The 22,365-nt window shown below is 67.8% G+C and carries 16 protein-coding genes and 1 pseudogene; 3 read left to right on the forward strand and 14 right to left on the reverse strand.

The window, feature by feature from the left end:
• Positions 1 to 2 precede the first annotated feature (2 nt).
• Entirely contained in the window at positions 3 to 866 is an 864-nt protein-coding gene (locus tag J2X20_RS13665) for a hypothetical protein (RefSeq protein ID WP_310265612.1), read from the reverse strand.
• Between the two features lie 85 nt (positions 867 to 951).
• Between J2X20_RS13665 and J2X20_RS13670 the strand changes: the two genes are divergently transcribed.
• Positions 952 to 2,865, forward strand: a complete 1,914-nt coding sequence (locus J2X20_RS13670) for a hypothetical protein (protein WP_310265614.1) — start codon at positions 952 to 954, stop codon at positions 2,863 to 2,865.
• 14 nt (positions 2,866 to 2,879) lie between these two features.
• On the opposite strand, the gene J2X20_RS13675 is transcribed toward J2X20_RS13670, so the two are convergent.
• The 4 genes from J2X20_RS13675 to J2X20_RS13690 all read right to left on the reverse strand — a co-directional run bounded on the left by J2X20_RS13675 (position 2,880) and on the right by J2X20_RS13690 (position 7,550).
• The gene (locus tag J2X20_RS13675) at positions 2,880 to 3,323 is read right to left on the reverse strand and encodes a DUF4124 domain-containing protein (RefSeq protein ID WP_310265618.1); all 444 of its coding nucleotides are present in this window, start codon (positions 3,321 to 3,323) and stop codon (positions 2,880 to 2,882) included.
• A 268-nt stretch (positions 3,324 to 3,591) separates the two neighbouring features.
• The gene (locus tag J2X20_RS13680; RefSeq protein WP_310265619.1) at positions 3,592 to 5,289 is read right to left on the reverse strand and encodes a DUF885 domain-containing protein; all 1,698 of its coding nucleotides are present in this window, start codon (positions 5,287 to 5,289) and stop codon (positions 3,592 to 3,594) included.
• A gap of 74 nt (positions 5,290 to 5,363) precedes the next feature.
• Positions 5,364 to 6,311, reverse strand: coding sequence for a glutathione synthase (gene gshB / locus J2X20_RS13685; RefSeq protein WP_310265620.1), 948 nt, complete (start codon positions 6,309 to 6,311; stop codon positions 5,364 to 5,366).
• Positions 6,312 to 6,371: 60 nt separating this feature from the next.
• On the reverse strand, positions 6,372 to 7,550 hold the full coding sequence (locus tag J2X20_RS13690) for a benzoate/H(+) symporter BenE family transporter (protein WP_310265622.1): 1,179 nt from the start codon (positions 7,548 to 7,550) through the stop codon (positions 6,372 to 6,374).
• A gap of 197 nt (positions 7,551 to 7,747) precedes the next feature.
• Between J2X20_RS13690 and J2X20_RS13695 the strand changes: the two genes are divergently transcribed.
• Positions 7,748 to 8,521 carry a class II glutamine amidotransferase gene (locus J2X20_RS13695; RefSeq protein ID WP_310265624.1) on the forward strand — a complete coding sequence of 258 codons (774 nt, stop codon included), beginning with the start codon at positions 7,748 to 7,750 and terminating at the stop codon, positions 8,519 to 8,521.
• On the opposite strand, the gene J2X20_RS13700 is transcribed toward J2X20_RS13695, so the two are convergent.
• From J2X20_RS13700 to J2X20_RS13735, 8 genes are all read right to left on the reverse strand, one after another.
• The gene (locus J2X20_RS13700) at positions 8,518 to 9,837 is read right to left on the reverse strand and encodes an APC family permease (RefSeq protein WP_310265626.1); all 1,320 of its coding nucleotides are present in this window, start codon (positions 9,835 to 9,837) and stop codon (positions 8,518 to 8,520) included. The two genes, J2X20_RS13695 and J2X20_RS13700, sit on opposite strands and share 4 nt — an antisense overlap.
• Complete coding sequence (locus tag J2X20_RS13705; RefSeq protein WP_310265628.1) at positions 9,834 to 11,717, reverse strand: potassium transporter Kup; 1,884 nt, start codon at positions 11,715 to 11,717, stop codon at positions 9,834 to 9,836. The genes J2X20_RS13700 and J2X20_RS13705 overlap by 4 nt, the downstream gene beginning before the upstream one ends.
• A gap of 144 nt (positions 11,718 to 11,861) precedes the next feature.
• The gene (locus J2X20_RS13710) at positions 11,862 to 13,871 is read right to left on the reverse strand and encodes a M13 family metallopeptidase (RefSeq protein WP_310265630.1); all 2,010 of its coding nucleotides are present in this window, start codon (positions 13,869 to 13,871) and stop codon (positions 11,862 to 11,864) included.
• A 362-nt stretch (positions 13,872 to 14,233) separates the two neighbouring features.
• The gene (gshA, locus tag J2X20_RS13715; protein ID WP_310265635.1) at positions 14,234 to 15,499 is read right to left on the reverse strand and encodes a glutamate--cysteine ligase; all 1,266 of its coding nucleotides are present in this window, start codon (positions 15,497 to 15,499) and stop codon (positions 14,234 to 14,236) included.
• Positions 15,500 to 15,554: 55 nt separating this feature from the next.
• Positions 15,555 to 16,682 (reverse strand): GGDEF domain-containing protein, encoded by a 1,128-nt coding sequence (locus tag J2X20_RS13720; protein ID WP_310265638.1) that lies wholly within the window; start codon positions 16,680 to 16,682, stop codon positions 15,555 to 15,557.
• A 105-nt stretch (positions 16,683 to 16,787) separates the two neighbouring features.
• On the reverse strand, positions 16,788 to 18,314 hold the full coding sequence (amt, locus tag J2X20_RS13725; RefSeq protein ID WP_310265640.1) for an ammonium transporter: 1,527 nt from the start codon (positions 18,312 to 18,314) through the stop codon (positions 16,788 to 16,790).
• Positions 18,315 to 18,348: 34 nt separating this feature from the next.
• Entirely contained in the window at positions 18,349 to 18,687 is a 339-nt protein-coding gene (glnK, locus tag J2X20_RS13730) for a P-II family nitrogen regulator (RefSeq protein ID WP_056192325.1), read from the reverse strand.
• 15 nt (positions 18,688 to 18,702) lie between these two features.
• Positions 18,703 to 19,434, reverse strand: coding sequence for a TorF family putative porin (locus J2X20_RS13735; protein WP_310265650.1), 732 nt, complete (start codon positions 19,432 to 19,434; stop codon positions 18,703 to 18,705).
• Between the two features lie 292 nt (positions 19,435 to 19,726).
• Here J2X20_RS13735 and J2X20_RS13740 point away from each other — a divergent pair.
• A pseudogene (locus tag J2X20_RS13740) lies at positions 19,727 to 20,644 on the forward strand (YifB family Mg chelatase-like AAA ATPase); the annotation flags it as partial.
• 239 nt (positions 20,645 to 20,883) lie between these two features.
• Here J2X20_RS13740 and J2X20_RS13745 read toward each other — a convergent pair.
• A complete protein-coding gene (locus tag J2X20_RS13745) occupies positions 20,884 to 22,347 on the reverse strand; it encodes a hypothetical protein (protein ID WP_310265652.1) in 1,464 nt (487 codons plus the stop codon).
• Positions 22,348 to 22,365: the final 18 nt, after the last annotated feature.

Genomic DNA, 22,365 nt, shown 5'->3' on the forward strand with positions numbered 1-22,365 from the left:
TTTCAGGGCCGTTCGCGCAGATCCTGGGCGCGCCGGATGGTGGCCACCTTGAAGGCCTTCCATTCGGCACGCGTCATCGGGCGACTGGCCATGCGGTCGAGACGGAAGCTGGTCCAGGTCGGGTTGTCGGGCACGGGGTGCTCGATGCGCTGGATCAGGCGGTCCTGGGCATTGACCCAGAGCGTGCCCAGCTTGCCGGCAAAGGCCGGACCACCCACCTCGTAGCGATGCACGGCCACATCATCCAGGGTCTCGTCGCCCAGGTATTTGAAGGTCGCCACGCCCTTGTCGACGAGGCCGCCCAGTTGCTCGCCGCCATCGGGCTTGAAGCGCTGGCGCAGGAACTCGAAATCCGGGTCGACGATGCCAACCTGGAAGTCGGCCCGGGGTTGCTTGAGCAGGGGCAGCGTGGCGTTGAGGCCGGCGAGGTCGAAGTTGTAGATGTGGGCCGGCAGATGCGAAACCTGCACCGGCAGCTTCGCCTTGGCCACGGCCGCGACGAGGCGGCGCTGGCCGGGGTCGCTGTTCAACGCCATCTGCAGCGGCTGTACGCCTTGCTCGAGGCGGTTGTAGGAGCGCATCCAGCTCTCGGTGAGGGTCTGCGGGTCCAGCCTGGCTTCGACGAGACCGAGGTAGCGGCCGTCGTTTTCCACCTTCAGCACCTCCAGCTGCAGCGGGCCGGCGAAATAGAGCGACTGCACCTGGCGGACGCTGCCGTCGAGATTGGACTTCAGGTAGTGCACGACATGCTGGGTCGGCAGCTTGCCGAGCTGGCGATGGAACTGGTCCAGGCTGTCCGTCTGCGCCTGGGCGAGCGAGGACAGCAGGCACAGCACAAGGCTGGCGGCACCGAGGGCGAGGCGCATGGTCGTGGCGATGGATAGTCGGACGACCAGTATGCGCCGCGGCCGCACTTGATGGGCGCGCGGCACGCGACGATCATCGCGGCCCATGCCCCCACTCAAGCTCGGCCGCTCCGTCCCGCCCCATGACCGCCACCCCGTCGCCTGGTACCAGCCCGAGGTGCTGTGGACGGCGGCGCGCCAGGTGCTGTCGTCACTGGACCAGCTGCGCAACCGCGATGGCCGCGAGAGCCAGCTGACGCCCCTGGTCGTCATCGACCGCAGCCAGCCGGAGGCGGACGGCAACTTCTGGTTCGACTTCATTGCCGACACCGGCGACGGCGGCAATGCCAGCTATGCGGTGGCGAGCGCCGCGCTGGCGCCGGAGCTGAAGACCGGCGGCGAAAACCTGCAGACGCTCCCGAGAGGGCAATTGCTGCTCTTCGGCGGCGACCTCGCCTACCCGGCCGCCAGCACCGAGGACTACCGCTACCGCTTCGTCGAGATGTTCGAGGCCGTGCGCAACGACTTCGCCGACACGATGGTGCGCGGCCGGCGGCTGACGCTGGCGGCCGTGCCGCAGAACCACGACTGGATGGACTCGGCGTCCACCTTCAGCCGCTATTTCGTGCGCGGCTACGACTCGGCACCGCTGCTGGGGGCCGATATCCCGCAGCGCCAGTCCTATTTCTGCGTCAAGCTACCGGGCGGCTGGTGGGCCCTGGCCCTGGACTTCGCGCTGACCCACGACATCGACCGCGACCAGTACGAGCAGTTCGAGGCCCTGGCCATCGGCGGCCATGGCAAGCCCGCCCTCATCGGCCCCGAAGACAAGGTCGTCCTGATCTACCCCGAGCCCTACTGGACCCGCCCCATCGGCGACGGTGCCGACGAAAGCCATCCCAAGCGCTACCAGCGCCTGGAGGGCCTGCTGCGCGGCCGCATCCGGCTGCGGCTGGCGGGCGACCTGCACCACTACATGCGCTGGGATTCGCAGGACCTGGACAGGGATGGCCGCCTCGTCACCTGCGGCTGCGGCGGCGCCTTCACCCACCCCACCCACACCAAGGCGACGACGCGGCCGGTGCGGCTGCGGGAATTCGACACCGAGGACTGCATCCCGCCGGAGCCGCGCAGCGCCACGCCGGCCCTCAAGGTCGGGCTGACGGGCCGACGTGCCAAGGGCCGGCGCTTCGAGCGCCAGGAGGCCACCGTCTACCCGGGCGCCCAGGCCTCGCGCGGCCGCGCCTGGCGCAATCTGTTCGCCTTCCTGCCGCGGCGCGAAGGCGGCAACGGCAATGTCGGCTTCGCCCTGCTCGTCGGCGCCCTCTACTGGTTCAACGCCTATCTGAACTCCATGCCATTTTCCTGGTCCTTCAAGGCCGACGGCTTCCAGCCGCTGTGGGTCTATGGGCCGGGCGACTACGGCAGCGTGCTGGCCCTGTGGCTCAAGGCCATGGTGTTCAGCCCGCTGGGCTTCCTCATCAACCTGCTGATGGCCTTTGGCTGCATGGCCATGGGCCGCGAAGCGGTGGACGAGCTGTCGCCCGACGATGGCCTCACGACACGCTGGACCGTCACCTGGGGCATGGGCGCCGTGCATGCCCTCGTCCACGTCGTGGCGGTGTTCAGCCTGGAGTTCTTCATGCACCAGGCCGTCAGCCTGTGGGCCGGCCTGGGCAACCGCGACCAGTCCCTCGGGCTGATCCTGCATTCGCTGCTGGTCGGGGCGGGTGTCTTTGCGGGCGGCACGGTGCTGGGCTCGGCACTTTTCGGCGGCTATCTGGCCCTGATGTGTCGCCTGGGCCTGCTGACCAACAACGGCTACGCGGCCCTGGACGGCCAGGACCACAAGGGGTTCCTGCGCTTTCGCATCGACGCCGCCGGCGAGCTGACGGCCTGGTTCATCGCCATCGACCGCGTGCCGCGGCGCTGGCGGCGTTCAAGCCCGCCCGGTCCGGTCTGGCGCAATGACGATGCTCAGGCGACGGCGCCGCGGGTGCATGACCGCTTCAGCTTGTAAAGCCCTACCTGGGGCTACTGCAGGCGCGACGCGCAGGCCAGCCCCACCTGGATACCCAGCCTCTCCATGCCCGCGCGGTCACCCCGGGTCGCGAGTTCCTTGACCCGGTCGACCTGAGTCAGGGTGGTGTCGGCGGTGCAGTCGCAGAAGTCGCGGAACTTGCGCGGCTGCTCGGCGGCGATGCGTGCGAGGGCCGGTGTGCTGCGTGCGCCCTGGGCCATGCAACTGGCCACCAAGGTCTGGCGGATTTCCGAGACCGACCCGTTGGCGGGCAAGGCCGGCAAGGCCGAAACGGATCGCACATCGATCTGCGCACTGCGCGTCGCTTCCGGGCAGGGCTGCGACTGGTAGGCCGTCTTGCCGGTGCTGTCCACGCACTTGAAGACCTGGGCGCTGGCAGACAGGGACAGGGCCGAGCCCAGCAGCAGCAAGAGGATGCGGTGCAGATAGATGCGCATGGATGAGCAAGCCCGGTGAATGCTGGGCGCCATGCTAGCCAAGCCCACCCATGCGCAAGCGGCAGTAACGCACGCGCGGCGCGCTATCTCGCGGCAATGTTCACCTCAGTCGTCGGGCGTATTTCGGGCCGAGCGCTGGGCCGCTCCCGAGCCGGCCCGCTTGGGCGATGTGCTCGCGGCTCAATGCCGCGAGCATCGCCGTCCCCTCGGGGGACCGGCTGGTCGCGCCCGCGTTCAGCGAGGCGAGACCAGATGAGGGGCTCCAGTTCTACTTCAGCATTTCGGCCGCAATCAAGCGCACCGGCGCATTGCCATAGCTGAGAAACTGCTCGTGGAAGGCCTTGAGGTTGAAACCCGGCCTGGCCTTGAGCGCCTCACGCAGCGCAAAGATCTCGCTGTAGCCGCTGAAATAGCTGGTCAGCTGCACCGACGTCAGCTGCACGCGGCGCCACTTCTCCTTGGCCTCGCGTTCGGTCTGGAAGGCTTGGCGCACCAGCAGGTCCAGTGCGTCGGCCTCGCTCATGCCGAGCACGTGCACGCTGTAGTCGAGCACGGTGTTGGTGACCGAGCGCAGATGCCATTTGCCGTACATCAGCGTCATCTCGGGCGAGGCGCCGTAACCGCTCTCGATCATCATGCGCTCGCCGTAGACGGCCCAGCCCTCCACCATGGCGCCGTTGCCGAACAGGGCCTTGACCTTGCTCGGCGCGCGGTTGGCATGTACGAGCTGGGTGTAGTGGCCCGGGATGGCCTCGTGGATATTGAGGATCTGCAGGATCCAGTGGTTGTATTCACGCAGCGAGCTCTCGGCCTCCTCGGGCTTGAGGTCGTCCAGCGGCGTCACGTTGTAATAGGTGCGGTCCTGGGGGCGGTAGGCGCCGGGCGCCTCGATGCTGGCGCCGGCCACGCCGCGCTGGTATTCGGGCGTCTCGCGCACGGCCAGAGGCTTGCTGGCGTCCTGGCTGAGCAGGTCGTGGTCGCGCACCCAGGCTTCCAGCTGCGGGATCTGGGCGCGGATCTCGTCGACAAAACGCTCACGCGCCACATGGCGCTCGCTGAGCTTGGCGATGACGCGGCCGATCAGCGCAAAGCGGTCGCTGGGCGGCGTCTCGCTGCCGATGACACTGGGCCACAGCGCGGCAGCCTGGGTCTGCATGCTGGCCAGCACCTCCTCGCGGCGCTGCTGGGCGAGCTCGTAGGTCTCCTTGGCCGTGCGGGCCGACTGGATGTCGTGGGCAAACTTGGGCTCGTAGCGCTCGGCGCCCAGGCGGAAGCCCCGCACCGGCTTGAGCTTCTTCAGATGCGCCACATAGCCGTTCACCGCGGCGCGGGCCTGGGCCAGCGGCGCCTTGAGGGCGGCGGCCTGGCCGGCCTCGGCGGCGCGTTTGGCGATGTCGTCCAGCACGCCGAGCACGCCAGGCGCCTGCTGGATGGCCAGCTCGGTGTGCTCGCCCGTGACACCGGTCAGGCTGGCCTGGGCCGCGCGGTAATAGGCCGGCAAAGCGGCGATGCGCGGCTTGAGCGCCTTCAGCCGCGCCGGCAGCGGCGCGTAGTCGGTATTCAGCAGCAGGTCCAGCGGCGCGGCCGGGTTGTGCTCGGCCGGGTTCCAGGACCATTCACGCAGCACGTCCAGGCGCCAGAGGTCGCTCTGGATCTTGCCAATCAACAAGGCGCGATCCATGCGCTGGCTGGTGCTCAGCGCGATCTCGGGCTGGCGCTCGAACTCGGCCTGCCACCTCGCCAGGAAAGCCCGCATGCGGTCGCGCTGGCCATGGCTGGGCAGGGTCACGCGGGGCGCGAACTCGAAGCGGCCGGCTGCGACGGCGGCGTCGGGATCCTGTCGCCAGAGGGCCTCGAGGAATTTCTCGGTCAGCTGGTTGAAGCCGGCGTCCTGGGCCCGGCTGATCGAAGGGACGAAGGGGGCGGCGGCGAGAGCGAGGCTGAACTGGCGGCGGTTGAATGGCATGGCGACGTGCAAAGGTGGAACCTCGATCGTCGCTCAAGGCCGCGCCGCAGCCAAAAGGGATACCGCCAGGGCGATCAGTGCAGCGCCGCCTCCAGCGCGTCGACGAACATCTTGGCGACGTCGAAGCCGCTCTGGTCGGTGATCTCCTGGAAGCAGGTCGGGCTGGTCACGTTGATCTCGGTGACGTTCTCGCCGATGACGTCCAGGCCCACCAGCAGCAGGCCGCGGGCGGCGAGGATGGGGCCGAGATATTCGGCGATCTCGCGATCCCGCGCGGTGAGCGGTCGGGCCACGCCCTTGCCGCCGGCCGCGAGGTTGCCACGCACTTCGCCGCCCTGGGGGATGCGCGCCAGGCAATGCGGCACCGGCTTGCCGCCGATGATGAGGATACGCTTGTCGCCCTCGGCGATGGCCGGGATGAAGCGCTGCACCATGACCGTCTGCGTGCCGTCCTTGTTCAGCGTCTCGATGATGCTGCCGAGGTTGAGGCCATCGTCCTTGACGCGGAAGATGCCCATGCCGCCCATGCCGTCCAGCGGCTTCAGGATGATGTCGCGCTGCTCGGCGTGGAAGGCGCGGATCTCGGCCGGGGCGCGCGTCACCAGCGTGGGCGAGATGAACTGCGGGAACTCGAGGATGGCCAGCTTCTCGGGGTGTTCGCGCAGGGCGCTGGCACGGTTGAAGACCTTGGCGCCCTCGCGCTCGGCCTGGCTGAGCAGATGGGTGGCATAGAAGAACTCGCTGTCGAAGGGCGGGTCCTTGCGCATCAGCACGGCGTCGACGTCGGCGAGGGCGACATCGGCCGTGGCTTCGACCTTGAACCAGTCATGCGCATCACCGGTCAGCGTGATGTGGCGGGCAGCACGGGCCGTCACGCGGCCGCCGCGCAGCCAGACCAGCTGGCCGACCTCGCAGGCGACGATGCTGTGGCCACGCTTGGCGGCCTCGCGCATCATCGCGAAGGTGGAGTCCTTGTAGGTCTTGAAGGTGTCGAGAGGGTCGGCAACGAATAGCAGCTTCATGATCGGGGCAGCGCCTGTGCAATCCGGCCAGTGTTGCACAGGGCCGAACGCCCCGCCCGCCTAGGGCTGAGAACGGCGAAAGAGCGCGACGGCGGTCGCGACGCCGCCGGCCACCACACCCCAGAAGGCTGCGCCGATGCCGAACAGGCTGATGCCGGACAGGCAGACCAGGAAGGTCAGGATGGCCGCGTCGCGATGGCCTTCGTCCTTCAGCGCCGTGGCCAGGGCGCCGGCGATGGTGCCGAGCAGGGCCAGGCCGGCAATCGCCGCGACCAGTTCGCGCGGGAAGGCCGACAGCAGGATGGCGACGGCGCCGCCGGCCAGGCCGAGCAGCACATAGAACAGGCCGGCGGCGACGCTGGCCGTGTAGCGGCGTGCCGGGTCTTCATGCGCCTCGCGGCCCATGCAGATGGCGGCCGTGATGGCGGCGAGATTGAAGGCATAGCCGCCGAAAGGCGCCAGCAGCGTCGTCGCCGCGCCGGTCACGGCGATGGAAGCCGACACGGGCGTTGCATAGCCGCTGGCACGCTGGGCCGCCACGCCGGGGAGGTTCTGCGAGGCCATGGTGACGATGAAGAGAGGCAGGGCCACGCCGATGGCGGCATGCCAGGTGAAATGGGGCGCGGTCCAGACCGGCAGCGCGAAGAGCTGCGAGGTGTCGACCCCGGCAAAGCTGAGTCGCCCCTGGGCCAGGGCGACGATGACCCCGGCGATCAGCACGCCCGGCACGGCATAGCGCGGCCACAGCCGCCGGCCGACCAGATAGGCCACGGCCATGGCGACGACGAGCCCGGGCGCCGTCTTCACGCTGGTCACCGCATCCAGGCCGAAGCGGGCCAGCACGCCGGCCAGCAGGGCCGAGGCGATGGCCACCGGGATGCGGTCCATCAGCTTCTCGAACCAGCCGCTGGCGCCGGCCCAGGCGATCAGCAGGCCGCAGACGACGAAGGCGGCGATGGCCTCGGGCATCTCCACGCCCGAGGTCGAGGCCAGCAGGGCCGCACCGGGCGTGGACCAGGCGGTCAGGATGGGCTGGCGCGTCCACAGGCTCAGGGCCAGGCTGGTCAGGCCCATGCCCAGGCCCAGGGCCCACAGCCAGGAGGCGGTCTGGGCCGGCGTGGCACCGAGGGCCACGGTGGCCTGGAAGATGATGGCGACCGAGCTGGTGTAGCCCACCAGCACCGCGACGAAGCCGGCCACGACGGTGGACGGCGAAAAGTCTTGCAGCAAGCGGCTCATGCGGCCAGCATAGCTTTGAGCCCCTCGCCCAGGCCCGCGCCGCCACCGGCGGGCCGGCTTGCGGAGCGGAGTCGGACACAAGCAGTCCCTGCGGACTGCTTGTGCCTACGGAGCGCCACAGGCCTCTGGCCTGTGGCAGGCCCGGCGCTCGGCCCGAATCGGGGCGAGGCATGATGGGAACCTGAGGAGATTTGTCGATGTGCCGGTTCCTGGCCTACTCGGGCGACGCGATCTATCTGGAAGATCTGGTCTGCAAGCCGCGCCATTCCCTGGTGCGCCAGAGCCTGCAGGCATCGGAAGCCAAGTCGGTGACCAATGGCGACGGTTTCGGCATCGGCTGGTATGGCGAGCGCGACGCGCCGGGCGTCTACCGCGAGGTCATGCCGGCCTGGAGCGACGAGAACCTGCTGGCCCTGTGCGCCAATGTGCGCTCCCACCTCTTCATGGCCCATGTGCGGGCGGCCACCGGCGGCGGCGTGTCGCGGCTGAACTGCCACCCCTTCCATCTCGGTCGCTATCTCTTCATCCACAACGGCCAGGTCGGCGACTTCCCGCGCCTGCGCCGCGGCATGGAGGCCCAGCTGTCCGACGAGCTCTACGACCTGCGCCGCGGTGCGACGGACTCCGAGCTGCTCTTCCTGCTCATCATGGGCCGCGTGAAGGCCGGCGCGACGGTGGAGGCGGCGACGCGCCAGGTGCTGCTGGACACGGTGGACGAGATGGAGGTGCGCGGCTTCACCACGCCGCTGCGCTTCTCGGCGGCCCTGGCCGACGGTGAACAGCTCTGGGCCGTGCGCTGGGCCAGCGACGACAAGCCACCCAGCCTCTATCTCAAGCCCCAGCCGGGCGGCTGGGCGATCGCATCGGAGCCGCTGGGCGACGATGCCGAGGCCTGGCAGCCGCTCGCCAAGGGCGAGCTGGTGCATGTGCACGACGGGCGCATCGAGCGGCGCCTGCTCTGCAGCGGCTAAGGCTTGAGCAAGAGCAGCAGCAAACCGCCCACCGCCAGCACCGCCACGCCGACAACGGCGCCGGCTTTCACATAGGCCAGGCTGGCCCACAGCAGATAGCCGCTGCAGACGCTGAACAGCAGCGGCAGCCAGGGATAGAGGGGCACGCGAAACGGCCGCGGCGCATCGGGCTCGCGCCGGCGCAGCACGATCAGCGCTCCGCCGCTGAGGACCAGGAAGGCCCAGTAGACCGGCGACAGGTAGTCCACCATGGTCGAGAAGCCGCCGCGCGTGGCGTCGCCCAGGGCGACCAGCAGCAAGGCCACGGCGGCTGTGGCGACGACGGCGGCGCTGGGCGTGCCGCGTTGCGCGTTCCAGCGCGCCAGCCGCCATTCGGAGGCCAGGTCGCGCGCCGCCGCATAGGTGGTGCGCGGGCCGGCGATGAGGATGGCGTTCATGACCGACAGGGCCGTCAGCGTGACGAGGCCCACCATCAGCAATTCGGCGCCGCGCCCGAAGGCGACGCGCATCAGCTCGGCAGCCGGCGCCTCGCTGTGCGCCAGGCCGGGCAGGCCCAGCACACGCACGTAGGCCCAGTTGGCCAGCAGATAGAGGGTCATGACGACGCCGAGGCCCAGCAACAGCGCGCGGACGATGCCGCGCTTGTCGTCGCGCATCTCGGCGGACAGCGTCGCCGCATCGCTCCAGCCGCCATAGGCCAGGAAGACAAAGACCATGGCTGTGCCCCAGTCGGTGCGTGGCGTCGCCGCGCCCTGGGTTGCGGGCGGCTGGCCGCCGAGCTGCTGGGCGCCGGCCGCCAGGCCCAGCAGCAGCAGGCCGGCGATGACCAGGGTCGTCAACCCCAGCTGCGTGCCCAGGCCCACGCGCACGCCCAGCAGGTTGAGCCCCGTCAGCCCCACGATCAATGCCGCAGCCAGCAGCGCGCTGGCATGCATGCCCAGCCACGGACTGAGGTCGACGACTTGCGACAGGTAGTCGCCGAAGACGAATCCCAGCAGGGCCATGGAGCCGGTGTGGATGACGGCGAAGCGCGACCAGGCGAACAGAAAGCCCAGGCGCCGGCCATAGGCGCGGCTCAGGAAGTGGTAGTCGCCGCCGGCGTCCGGGAAGGCCGCGGCCAGTTCGGCAAAGCACAGGGCGCCGACAAAGGACAGCAGGCCTCCGAGGGCCCAGGCGAGGTAGAGCTGGGCCACATCGGGCAGGGACTGCGCCACCATCGGCGAGGTCTTGAAGATGCCGGCGCCGACGACCATGCCGACGTACAAGGCGGCGGCATGCCGGGCACCCAGGCGGCGCTCCGGCGTGGCCCCGCTCAAATCTCGACCTTGCTACCGAGCTCGACGATGCGGTTGGTCGGCAGATGCAGGAAGTCCGCCGCGGCAGCCGCGTTGCGGTGCATGCTGGCGAAGAGCTTCTCGCGCCACAGCGCCATGCCCGAGCCGATGGTCGGGATGACGATGTCACGGCTCAAGAAATAGCTCGTTTCCATGTCGTCCAGCTGCACGCCATGCTTCTTCAGCAGGGCCAGGGCCTCGGGCACGTCGGGTTCGTTCTTGAAGCCGAAATGCAGGGCCACCTGCCAGCAGCAATGCCCCAGGGCCTCGACCTCGCAGCGCTTCTCGAAGCCTATCCACGGCACCTCGTGATGCTTGACGGTGACGAAGACGTTCTGCTCGTGCAGCACCTTGTTGTGCTTGAGGTTGTGCAGCAGCGCGTTGGGCGTGGAGCCCTTCTCGGCCGACAGGAAGACGGCCGTGCCGGCGACGCGCGTCGGCGGGTTGATGAAGACGGCGTCGAGGAAGGTGTCGAGTTCGATGGCGTCCTCGCGCAGCTTGTCGGACAGCTGTTTGCGGCCCTGCTTCCAGGTCAGCATCAGCGTGAACATGCCGATGCCGATGAGCAGCGGGAACCAGCCACCGGCGGCGATCTTCAGCAGGTTGGACGCCAGGAAGGTCACGTCGATGAGGAAGAAGACGCCGGTGGCCGCGACGCACAGGGCCAGCGGGTATTTCCAGCCGTAGCGGATGACGAAGAAGGTCATCACCGTCGTGATCGTCATGTCGATGGTGACGGCCACGCCGTAGGCCCCGGCCAGCTTGGTGGACGAGCCGAAGAAGACGACGGCGACGACGACCAGGGCGAACAGGCCCCAGTTGATGAAGGGCACGTAGATCTGGCCGGTGTCGCGCACGCTGGTGTGCAGCACACGCAGCCGCGGCAGGATGCCCAGCTGAATGGCCTGTTTGGTGACCGAGAAGGCGGCCGTGATCAGGGCCTGCGACGCGACGATGGCGGCCGCCGTGGCGAGCAGGAACAGCGGGATCTCGGCCCAACCCGGCGCCAGCAGGAAGAAGGGGTTCTTCACGCCTTCGGGGTTGTCCAGCAGCATGGCGCCCTGGCCGAAGTAGTTGATGACCAGGGCCGGCATGACGACGCCGTACCAGGCGATGCGGATGGGCCTCTTGCCGAAGTGGCCGAGGTCGGCATACAGAGCCTCGCCGCCGGTCACGACCAGCACGACGGCGCCCAGCGCAACGAAGGCCACCCAGCGGTATTCCAGGCAGAACTTCAACGCGTACACCGGGTTGACGGCAGTCAGCACATGCGGGTTGTCGAAGATATGCGGCAGGCCCAGGGCCACCAGCACCAGGAACCAGGTCAGCATGACGGGACCGAAGGCCTTGCCGATGCCGCCGGTGCCGAAGCGCTGCACGGCGAACAGGCCCACCATGACGATCAGCGTGATCGGCAGGATGGCGTCGTGGAACTGGGGCTCGTAGACGTCGATGCCCTCGACGGCGCCCAGCACCGTCATGGCCGGCGTGATGACGGCGTCGCCGAAGAAGATGGCCGTGCCGAACAGGCCCACCAGCAGCAGGGTGCGGCGCAGCGGCGGCTTGTCGTTCACGGCATTGGTGGCCAGGGCCAGCATGGCGATGAGGCCGCCTTCGCCGTTGTTGTCCGCGCGCAGGATGAGCAGCACGTATTTGACGGATACGACGGTAGTCAGCGTCCAGAACAGCAGGGACAGCACGCCGAGGATGTTGTCCGGCGTGGTGGCGACGTGGCCGCCATGGAAGACCTCCTTGAGGGCGTACAAGGGGCTGGTGCCGATGTCGCCATAGACCACTCCGAGGGCCCCGAGGGTCAGACCCGCCAGCGCCGAAGGGCTGCGAGCCGCGTGGGAAGAACTCACTTCACGAAGACCACCGGCTTGGGGTGGCGTTTGTTCGAAAGTGGGCATTCTGCGCCCGGTTTTGGGTTTTTGTGCAGCGCAGCAAAACCTGGGTTCCGAGGCTTGACGCCTGCCCCCTGGCAGGCGTAGGCGCGGGCGAGACCGTCACCAGATGCGGATGCGGGCCTCGCTGGGCTTGAACATCTTGTCGCCGGCCTGGGTCTTGAAGGCTTCGTGGAAGCCGTCGTGGTTGACGGCGGCCCCATTGGCGCGGAATTCGGCCGGCGAATGCGGGTCGGCCGTCAGCTGCTGCAGGCGGCGCGGCTCGCGCATCTTCTCGCGCCAGGCCTGGGACCAGCCCATGAAGAAGCGCTGCGGGCCGGTCAGCCCGTCGATGACGGGCGCCGGCTTGCCGCCGAGCGACCGCAGATAGGCCTTGTAGGCGATCTGCAGGCCCGACAGGTCGGCCATGTTCTCGCCCAGGGTCAGCTTGCCGTTCACATGCTTGCCGGGGATGGGCTCGTAGGCCTCGTACTGGGCTACCAGACGGGCGCCAACGGCCTCGAAGGCCTGGCGGTCGGCATCGGTCCACCAGTTGGAGAGCGCGCCCTCGCCATCGAACTGGCTGCCCTCGTCGTCGAAGCCATGGCTGATCTCGTGGCCGATGACGGCACCGATGGCGCCGTAGTTCACCGCGTCGTCGGCCCGGGTGTTGTACAGCGGCGGCTGCAGCACGGCGGCCGGGAAGACGATCTCGTTGAAGGTCGGGTTGTAGTAGGCGTTGACGGTCTGCGGCGTCATGCCCCATTCGCGCTTGTCCACCGGCTTGCCGGCCTTGGCGGCCTGGCGCTGCCATTCGAAGCGCTGGGCACGCTGGCGGTTGCCGAGCGGGTCGCCGGCCTTGATCTCCAGCGCCGCATAGCTGCGCCAGACATCGGGATAGCCGATCTTGACCAGGTATTTGGACAGCTTGTCCTTGGCCTTGGCCTTGGTGGCCGGCGTCATCCAGGTCAGGCCGTCGATGGATTCGCCATAGGCCGCCAGCAGGTTGTTGACGAGCTTGAGCATGCGCGCCTTGTCGGCCGCGGCGAAATGGCGCTTCACATAGGCCTCGCCGACGGCCTCGCCCAGGTTGTTGTTGACGTCGGCCACCGCCTGCTGCCAGCGCGGCTGCTCGGTCTTGGCGCCGCTCAAGGCCGTGCCGCGGTAGGCGAAGCGGGCCTCGCGCAAGGGCTGGGGCAGGACATCGGCGTTGAGGTCCAGCGCGCGCAGGGCGAGATAGGCGCGCACATCCTCCAGCGGCGCCTCGGCCAGCAGCTTGGCGGCAGCGGCGGCATAGCTCGGCTGGGCGACGATGACGCGGTCGGGTGCCGGCACGCCCGCGGCGGCCAGCAGGGCGGCCCAGTCCAGGCCCGGCGCCTTGGCCGCCAGCTCGACCGGCGTCATGGGGTTGTAGACCTTCTGCGGGTCGCGGTTCTCCTCGGCCGGCCATTGGGCCGCGGCCAGGCGTTGCTCGAGGGCATAGGCACGCGCGGCGGCGCCGTCGGGCAGGCCGGCCGCGCCGGCCAGGGCCTGCAGATAGGCCTGGTAGGCCGTGCGGGCGGCGGCCATGCGGGCGTCGTCCTTCAGGTAGTAGTCGCGGTCGGGCAGGCCCAGGCCGGCCTGGTTCAGCGTCAGGCGGCTGATGCCGGGCTGCTTGAAGTCGGGATCAACGCTCATCGTCAGCGGCTGGTCGACGACGCCGTTGCTCTGTCCCAGCCAGGCGGCCAGCTGCTCGCGGGTCTGCACGGCGCTCAGGCTCTCCAGCAGCGGCTTCACGGGCGCCAAGCCGGCCTTGTCGATGGCCGCCGTATCCATGAAGCTGGCGTAGTAGGCGCCGAGCTTGTGCTCGGCCGAGCCCGGCTTGGCCTTGGCGAGGCCTTCGACGAGGGCGCGCACGCGCTGGTCGGACAGGTCGCGCAACTGGGCCACCATGCCGAAGGAGGACTTGTCGGCCGGAATCTCGGTGGTGGACAGCCAATGGCCGTTGCCGGCGCGAAACAGGTCGTCCTGCGGGCGGACGACGCGGTCGAAGCCGGCGAGGTCGAGGCCGGAATGCGGGGCGGCGCCGGCCAGGCCGGCCAGGCCGGCCAGGGACAGCGTCAGGGCCAGAGCGGCAAGGCGGGGTGCTTTCATGGGAAGGCTGCGAAGCTCGAAAACCCGGCAGCCTAGGCGAAAGCAGGCGCCCTGCCGAAAGTGACCAGGCCGGGGCAACCCCTACCTTCCGCCGACCATTCCGCGTTCGCGGCACCCAGTCGCACGAAACGGGACATTCCGGGCCGAGCGCTGGGCCGCTCCCGAGCCGGCCCGCTCTGGCGATGTGCTTGCGGCTCGACGCCGCAAGCATCGCCGCCCCCTCGGGGGCTGAGGCCGGACATGGTGAGTCCAGTGGACTCACCGTGCCTGCCGAAGAGCTGCGGCGCTGCCGCAGCGCGGTCTGCAAGACCGACCAGGCGTGTGCGCGTTCAGCGCTGCGCGACTGGGCGAGGGGCTTCAATTCAGGCCGCTTCCGCCTCCGCCTGCGGGTCCGTCGCCTCCAGCTCGTAGCTGGCGGCCAACATGGCCAGGCGGCCGATGACGCCATACATATAGAAGCGGTTGGGCGCGCTGGCGCCGGGCTTCTCGCCGGGACGCGGCAGATGAGGTGACTCGGCGAAGGCCAGCGGCACATAGCTGGCACCGGGGGCGTTGAGGTTCTCGTCGATGCCGCGGTGGGCATGCACGCGGTAGTAACCGCCGACCACATAGCGGTCCATCATGTAGACGACCGGCTCGGCCACGGCCTCGTGCACGCGCTCGTGGGTGGGCACGCCCTCCTGCACGATGACTTCCTGGCCCAGGTTCTCGGGCAGGCGTTCAGCCAGGCCCTCGATGTCCTTGGCGTCGCGCACCGTCATGACGCCCTTGCCATAGCTGCCCACGTCGCTCTTGATGATGACGAAGGGCTTCTCGTTGATGCCGTACTCCTTGTACTTGCGCCGCACCTTGGTCAGCTGGGCGTCGGCGGCCGTCTGCAGGGCCTCCAGGCCCTTCTTGCCATGCAGGTCGACGCTCTGCGACATGGGCGTGATCAGCCAGGGGTCCATGCCCAGCAGCTTGGCGAAGCGCTTGGCCACCTCGTCGTAGGCGCGGAAATGCTGGCTCTTGCGCCGCACCGACCAGCCGGCATGCAGGGGCGGCAGCAGGTATTGCTCGTGCAGGCCCATCAGCGGCGGCGGCGTGCCGGCGGAGAGGTCGTTGTTGAGGAGGATGGTGCAGGGGTCGAAGCCCTTGAGCATCAGCCGGCCGCGCTTGCGCACCAGGGGTTCGATCACCAGGCTCTCGCCGTTGGCCATGCGCAGCTCTGTCGGCTCGGTGACGGCGGTGTCCAGGGTACCGAAGCGCACGTTCAGGCCGGCCTGGGTGAAGATGCGGGCCAGCGTGGCCAGGCTCTCCAGGTAGAAGCTGCAGCGCGCGCCGGTCTCGGGAATGACGAGGAGGTTGCGGGCCTCGGGGCAGATCTTCTCGATGGCTGCCATGGCGGCCTGCACGGCTTGCGGCAGCATCTGCGGCGTCAGGTGGTTGAAGCCGCCCGGGAAGAGGTTGGTGTCCACCGGCGCCAGCTTGAAGCCGGCGTTGCGCAGGTCCACCGAGGCGTAGAAGGTCGGCGTGTGCTCCATCCATTCCAGCCTGAACCAGCGTTCCGTGGCGGGCATGGATTCCAGGATGCGGGCCTCCAGCTCGTTGATGGGGCCGTTCAGGGCGGTGATCAGATGGGGAACCATGGCCGAATGATCTCAAACTTGCGCAGGTCGGCCCACTTGGGGGCGAGCCGCCGGATCACAAGACGCCGTCGGCGCACTCGGTGCGGCCGCGTCCGGCATGCTTGGCACGGTAGAGCTGATCATCCGCCCGTTTGATGGCGGCGGCCAGGGTCTCACCGGCCTGCACGCGCACGGCGCCGGCGCTGAAATCGGCCAGGAAGCCCAGGCTGGCCTCGCAGCGCCGCCGCAGCGCCTGATGCAGGCGGCTGTCCAGGCGACCGAAGGCTTCGGCATCGCAGTGGCGCACCAGCAGGCAGAACTCCTCCCCGCCATAGCGGCCGACGAGGTCGCTGGCCCGCAACTCGCCGCGCAGCACCTCGCCGGTCAGCTTCAGCACCTCATCGCCCACCGGGTGGCCGCGCTCGTCATTGATGCGCTTGAAATGATCCAGGTCCAGCATCAGCAGCACCGCGCCGCCGACGGCATCCGCGCCCAGGGCCTGGCCGGCCCGGTTCATCCATTCACGGCGGTTCAGCAGGCCGGTCAGCGGATCCAGCGAGGCCAGGCGCACCAGGGCCTGCTCGGCGGCGTCGCGGTGGGCGAGCAGAAAGCCCATGGTGCCCAGCACCAGGCTGGCGTTGAGCAGCATCAGCGAGGCGAAGTTCAGCGGATGCGGCGCGATGAAGCGCGGGTAGATCTCGGGCCAGCCCAGCACCAGAACGGCGCGCCCCAGCACCAGCAGGCCGTTGGCCGCACCAGCAAAGCCACACAGCAGCCGCCAGCGAACCCGCTCGGCGCCATGCAGCAGCAGCCAGCTGGCCCACATGATCTGCAGGCCGATGATGAGGTTGGTGAGGCCGGTCGCCTGCTTCTGGTCCTGGAAGACGAAGGCATGCACCAGGCCCAGCAGCAGCGGCGGCAGCAGCAGGCCCAGCCGCGACACGGGCTGGCTGAGGAAGCGGCCGGCCGTCAGCACCATGGCCGAGGCCGAAAAGCTCAGCGACATGACGCCCAGGGTGGCCAGCAGCCGCGGCAAGGCCAGCGTAGCGCCGATCAACAGCGCGAAGCCGGCCGCCTGGCCCAGCAGCATGAATTGCCAGGCCTGCAGGCCGCTGCGCGCGCGAATGCCGACGCTGACGACCAGGGCCAGCATCATCAGCAGCGCGTTGACGAGGACCGCCGCCAGCAGGGTGATCACATCCATGGCGGATCAGCATAACGGCCGGCCTGGGGGCCCAAAAGAAAAGCCGCCCCGGGGGGCGGCTCGACGTGAACCAGGGGCCGGCGCGGCCGGCCCCTCGGCTTCACATCACTTGTGGTACGCCGTCTCGCCGTGCGACGAGATGTCCAGGCCTTCGCGCTCTTCCTCTTCCGTGACGCGCAGGCCGATGGTCATGTCGACCAGCTTGTAGGCCACCAAGGAGACGATGCCCGACCACAGGATGGTGACGATCACGGCCTTGGTCTGGATCCAGACCTGGCCGGCGATGGAGAAGTCGGCCGGCGTGATCATGGTTGCGGTGACCCAGTCGCCCATGGCGCTCGGGCCGCCCAGGTTGGGCGAGGCGAACACACCCGTCAGCAGGGCGCCGACGATACCGCCGATGCCGTGGACGCCGAACACGTCCAGGGAGTCGTCCGCACGCAGCATCTTCTTCAGGCCGGACACACCCCACAGGCAGGCGAAGCCGGCGACGATGCCGATGACCAGGGCACCACCGATGCCGACGTTGCCGGCGGCAGGCGTGATGGCCACGAGGCCGGCGACGGCACCCGAAGCGGCACCCAGCATGGAGGCCTTGCCCTTGAGCAGGGCTTCACCCACGCACCAGGCCAGCACGGCGGCGGCGGTGGCGCCGAAGGTGTTGATGAAGGCCAGGGCGGCGAAGCCGTTGGCTTCCAGCGCGGAGCCGGCGTTGAAGCCGAACCAGCCGACCCACAGCAGCGAGGCGCCGACCATGGTCAGGGTCAGGCTGTGCGGCGTGAACTGCTCCTTGCCGTAGCCGACGCGCTTGCCGACCATATAGGCACCCACCAGGCCCGCGACGGCGGCGTTGATGTGCACCACGGTACCGCCGGCGAAGTCCAGCGCGCCCCACTGCCAGATCATGCCCGCCTTTTCGTTCATCGCATCGGCGACTTCCTTGGCGGTGTAGGCATCCGGACCCATCCAGAACCAGACCATGTGGGCGATCGGCAGGTAGCTGAACGTGAACCACAACGTCAGGAAGGCGAGCACGGCCGAGAACTTGATGCGCTCGGCGAAGGCACCAATGATCAGGCAGGCGGTGATACCGGCGAAGGTGGCCTGGAAGGCGGCGAACACCATCTCGTACATCGGCACGCCCTTGCTGAAGGTGGCGCCGGTGGCGAAGGTGCCTGCAACGTTGTCCCAGATGCCCTTCATGAACAGGCGATCCGTGCCGCCGATGAACTTGTTGCCCTCGGTGAACGCGAAGCTGTAGCCGTAGAGGAACCACAGCACGACGATCAGCGAGAAGCCGACCATGACCTGCATCAGCACCGACAGCATGTTCTTGCTGCGCACCAGGCCGCCGTAGAACAGGGCCAGGCCCGGCACCGTCATCAGGATGACGAGCAGGGTGGACAGCATCATCCAGGCGGTGTCGCCCTTGTTGGGCACGGGCGCAGGGGCAGCAGCCGAGGCGGCTTCGGCGGGTGCCGACGCGGCGGCCGCGGCCGGAGCGGCATCGACCGCGGACGCTGCAGCGGGCGCTGCGGTGGCCGCCGCCGAGGCGGCTGGATCCTGGGCCCAGGTCGCGGCCGGCGCCAGCACGGCCGCCGCCAGGGCGAGGCCGGCAAGGAATTTCTTCATTTGAGTGGTCTCCAACGGGTGGTGGTGCGACGCGTCAGAGCGCGTCATTGCCGGTTTCGCCGGTGCGGATGCGTACGACCTGATCCAGCGGCGACACGAAAATCTTGCCGTCACCGATCTTGCCGGTGCGGGCGGAGGACTCGATGGCCTCGATGACGCGTTCGACGACGTCGTCGTTCACGGCGGCCTCGATCTTGACCTTGGGCAGGAAGTCCACGACGTACTCGGCGCCGCGGTACAGCTCGGTATGGCCCTTCTGGCGGCCAAAGCCCTTGACCTCGGTGACCGTCAGCCCCTGCACGCCGATGGCGCTCAGGGCCTCACGCACCTCGTCGAGCTTGAAGGGCTTGATGACGGCAGTGATCAGTTTCATGTCGCGCTCCAGTAATCAGAAGGTCTTCTTCAGGCCGACGACCAGCGAGGTCTTGCCCATGAACTTGCCGTTGGCGGGACTGGCGTAGAAGCTCTTGTCGGCATCGGTACCGATGACGGCGGCGCTGAGCACCAGGCCGGAGAAATCCTTGGCCAGCGTCAGCGAGTAGTCGGAGTAGGAGCCGGCGGGTACGTGGCGCATCGTCTGATGGCCGACGTGCGGCGTCAGCGTCATGCCATCGCCCAGGTCGAAATTGGCCGACACGTCGAAGTAGCCGCTGTACTTGGTGCCCGGCACGCCGAACAGGTTGGTGCCGTTGGTGTTGGAGTACTTCGCCGTCACGGGGCCGTAGCTGAGTGCACCGTAGATTTCGAAGGTGTTGGCGCTGGTGGGCAGCTTGTTGCTGGGGTAGTAGTACTGCAGCACGCCGAGGTCCAGCGTCAGTCCCTTGGCGACTTCGGCCTTGTAGCCACCGTACAGGTCGACCTCGACCTGGCCGTCACCACCGGCGTCCTTGATCCATTTGATCGTCGATGCCCAAGCGCCGACATAGAAGCCGCTCGGCGCGGCGTAGTCGATGCCGCCCTGCAAGGCCGGCTTCAGACGCGACTGGGAGATGCCGCGGTAGCGGTATTCGCTGACGACGCCGACGTTGAACGACAAGGGGTCCGGCGCCGGCTCATCGGCGAACGCGGGCAGGGCGACCGCGGACAGCGCGAGTGCGATCAGCGAAGGGGACAACTTCATGGCGGAGCTCCTGAGTAAGAAAGTGGGTGGAATACGGTCCGGCCGGGGTGTTTGCAGCTTCCGTGCCAAGCGTCACACCTTGTCACCCTGCACGGATCTGGGACGAAGACGCCCTCAAGTCAGGCGTTTGCACCAAACTGGATCCAACATCGGCGAAGCGTCGCACGAAACTGGTGCATTCATGGGAGAAGCACTGGGCCGACTCCCTCCTGACCGGCGGCTAGACTGGACCGCCACCCCTGGGGGCTCTGATGCCGGAGCCGTCCGCCACCGGCCAGCCGCCCACCCACCGATGAGCCTCGCCACCGTCTACAGCCGCGCCCTCGATGGCCTCGCCGCCGCGCCGGTCACGGTGGAGGTCCATCTCGCCAACGGCCTGCCTTCGTTCACCGTCGTCGGTCTGGCGGACACCGAGGTCAAGGAGGCCCGCGAGCGTGTGCGGGCGGCGCTGCAGAACAGTGGCCTGTCGTTTCCGGCAAACAAGCGCATCACCGTGAACCTGGCGCCGGCCGACCTGCCCAAGGAAGGCGGGCGCTTCGACCTGCCCATGGCTCTGGGCCTGCTGGCCGCCAATGGCCAGATCGATGCGGTCAGGCTCGCGCGCTTCGAATGCGCGGGTGAGCTGTCGCTGGCGGGAGAGCTGCGCGCGGTGCGCGGCGCCCTCGCCATGGCCCTGGCCATGCGCCAGGACGGTGGCGACAGAGAGTTGCTGCTGCCTGAAGACAGCGCCGCCGAAGCGGCCCTGGTCGACGGCGTGATGGTCAGGCATGCCCGCCATTTGCTCGACGTCGTCGCCGCGCTGCAGCCCGAGGGCGAGGCCTTGCCACGTGCCGCCGCCCTGCCCCGCGAAGCCGCGCGCGGCCTGCCCGACCTGGCCGACATCAAGGGCCAGGCCGGCCCCAAGCGGGCGCTCGAGATCGCCGCAGCCGGTGGCCACAGCCTGCTGATGGTGGGGCCGCCCGGCACCGGCAAGTCCATGCTGGCCCAGCGCCTGGCGGGACTGCTGCCGGCGCTGGACGAGGAAGCCGCGCTGGAATCCGCCGCCGTGCACAGCCTGGCCGGCCAGTTCGACATCGAACGCTGGGGCCAGCGCCCGCTGCGCTCGCCCCACCACTCGGCCTCCAGCGTGGCCCTGGTGGGCGGCGGCTCGCCCCCGCGGCCGGGCGAGATCTCGCTGGCCCAGCATGGCGTGCTCTTCCTCGATGAACTCGGTGTTAGGTGTTGAGCGATTTGTCTGTACGGGGCTGAGGGGGTGCAGGGGGACGAAGAGTTATCCACAGCTGCTAGTCAGAACCCCTCGCGCTTCTCCCCGAATGCTTGCCGCCAAATAGGCGGTTGGGAAAGCCCAAAGTGCTAGTGCACCATGTGAAAGTGACTAGGCCGCCCGCGATCGATCTAAGGGCTCCCGGTAGGCTAGGCCATCGAACGGCGAACAGTCGCTTCGCCACACTACCTAGGCGAGCGATCGCCGATGTTTGGCCCCGGGACTGACGCGGCTGCGATGTCTGCCAATTCGTTTGCCATCGACTCCCACTGATGCTCCATGAACTGCAGCGGACTTTGCTGGTCGAAGACAACACGGTCCCGCAAACCGGCGCCGATGTGCCAGCTATGCGAGTCACGGGTCGCTTTGACTATTCGACCTCCCACCTCCAGGCTTTCGTAGCCACCGCGTCGAGCATCTGCCGTTTCACGGGCTGTGGCTAAGCTTAAGAAGCCGGGCTGCCACTCATTCACGGCCTCGATCATTGCCGCCACATCAAAGCAGATCATCACCAAGATCTCTCCTCGCATGATGAGCTTCTGCAACTCCAGAGGCAGCATCATTGCACCGAGCGGACGGGCCCATGGCATCTTGAAAGAGTCTGTCAAGTTGTAGATTCGTGATGTGCATTTCATCACCTTCATCCAGCTAGAAAATCCAACGAAGGCAGAGCGCTGATCGCTGTAAACGCCAACGTAGACGCACTCATCAACAGTTGTGATCGCCCATTTCTTTGTCGGCCCAAGCTGCTCATAGCAATCGACGATTTGCTGAGCCCAGTTGAGCATTGGCGACGCAACCGAGCTGACACGCACATTGGCGCCGGTGTTCTGGTCAATGCCGACTTCGTTCACGATGGTTTCGATGATCTGCTTGTTTCTCTCTGCTTGCCGCTTGACTCGCTCGTAATGTTTGGCGTCTTTCACCGACATCTCTGCGCGAGTGAGGTCGTCGAACTTCTGGCAACCGGACTGAACTGCAAACTGCGCCGCTTCGCTGATCTCAAGATTCTTTGCGCCGGCCTTTAGCTCGATAAAAGAAATGCCGCCCCTTAACCGGTCGGACACCAGCAAGTCGCCAACGTGTACGAGCGAAAGCATGTCGGTGCATACCGCCATGAGAAGGGGCTCCGCGTTGATTGAGTCTGCAACCGACATTCCCTCGCTGATGTTCTTAGCTGAGAGGCTATGAGCGCCGTCGACGACGAACAGGCGACGCAGCGTCGCATGTTCTCCGCTGACGATCGTCCAAAGAATGACGTCAAGCATCCGGCGCAGGACACGGATTTCTATGGCAATTCGCTGTGCCTCGCGCTTTGCCTCAAGTTGCCCAGCCTTGTTGCGCGAGCGGTGCTGCTCTTTGATGTTCGCGCGCGCTGTCACGTCTCGACCTAACGCGTCAATCAGCAGGTTGGCAATCTTGGTCTGTGCCAGCTTCCAACCTTCATGTACCCGACAAAAAAAATGGCGCCACTCTTCTTCATTGCTGGGCGCTGTCGGCGTATGGCTTAGCCCGAAGTGACCCACAAGAAACAGCAGCTCTTCAGCAATGCGGATGAAGTCGTCCGACAGGTACTTTCCAAGCCGGAGAAAGGGCTTGAACTCGAGCTCCACACTCGACTCACTGGTGGGCTTCGGGGCCTTGGTCATGCGAAATGTTAGGACACC

It is taken from the genome of Roseateles saccharophilus (genome assembly GCF_031458095.1).
GTDB classification, from domain to species: domain Bacteria; phylum Pseudomonadota; class Gammaproteobacteria; order Burkholderiales; family Burkholderiaceae_C; genus Pelomonas; species Pelomonas saccharophila_A.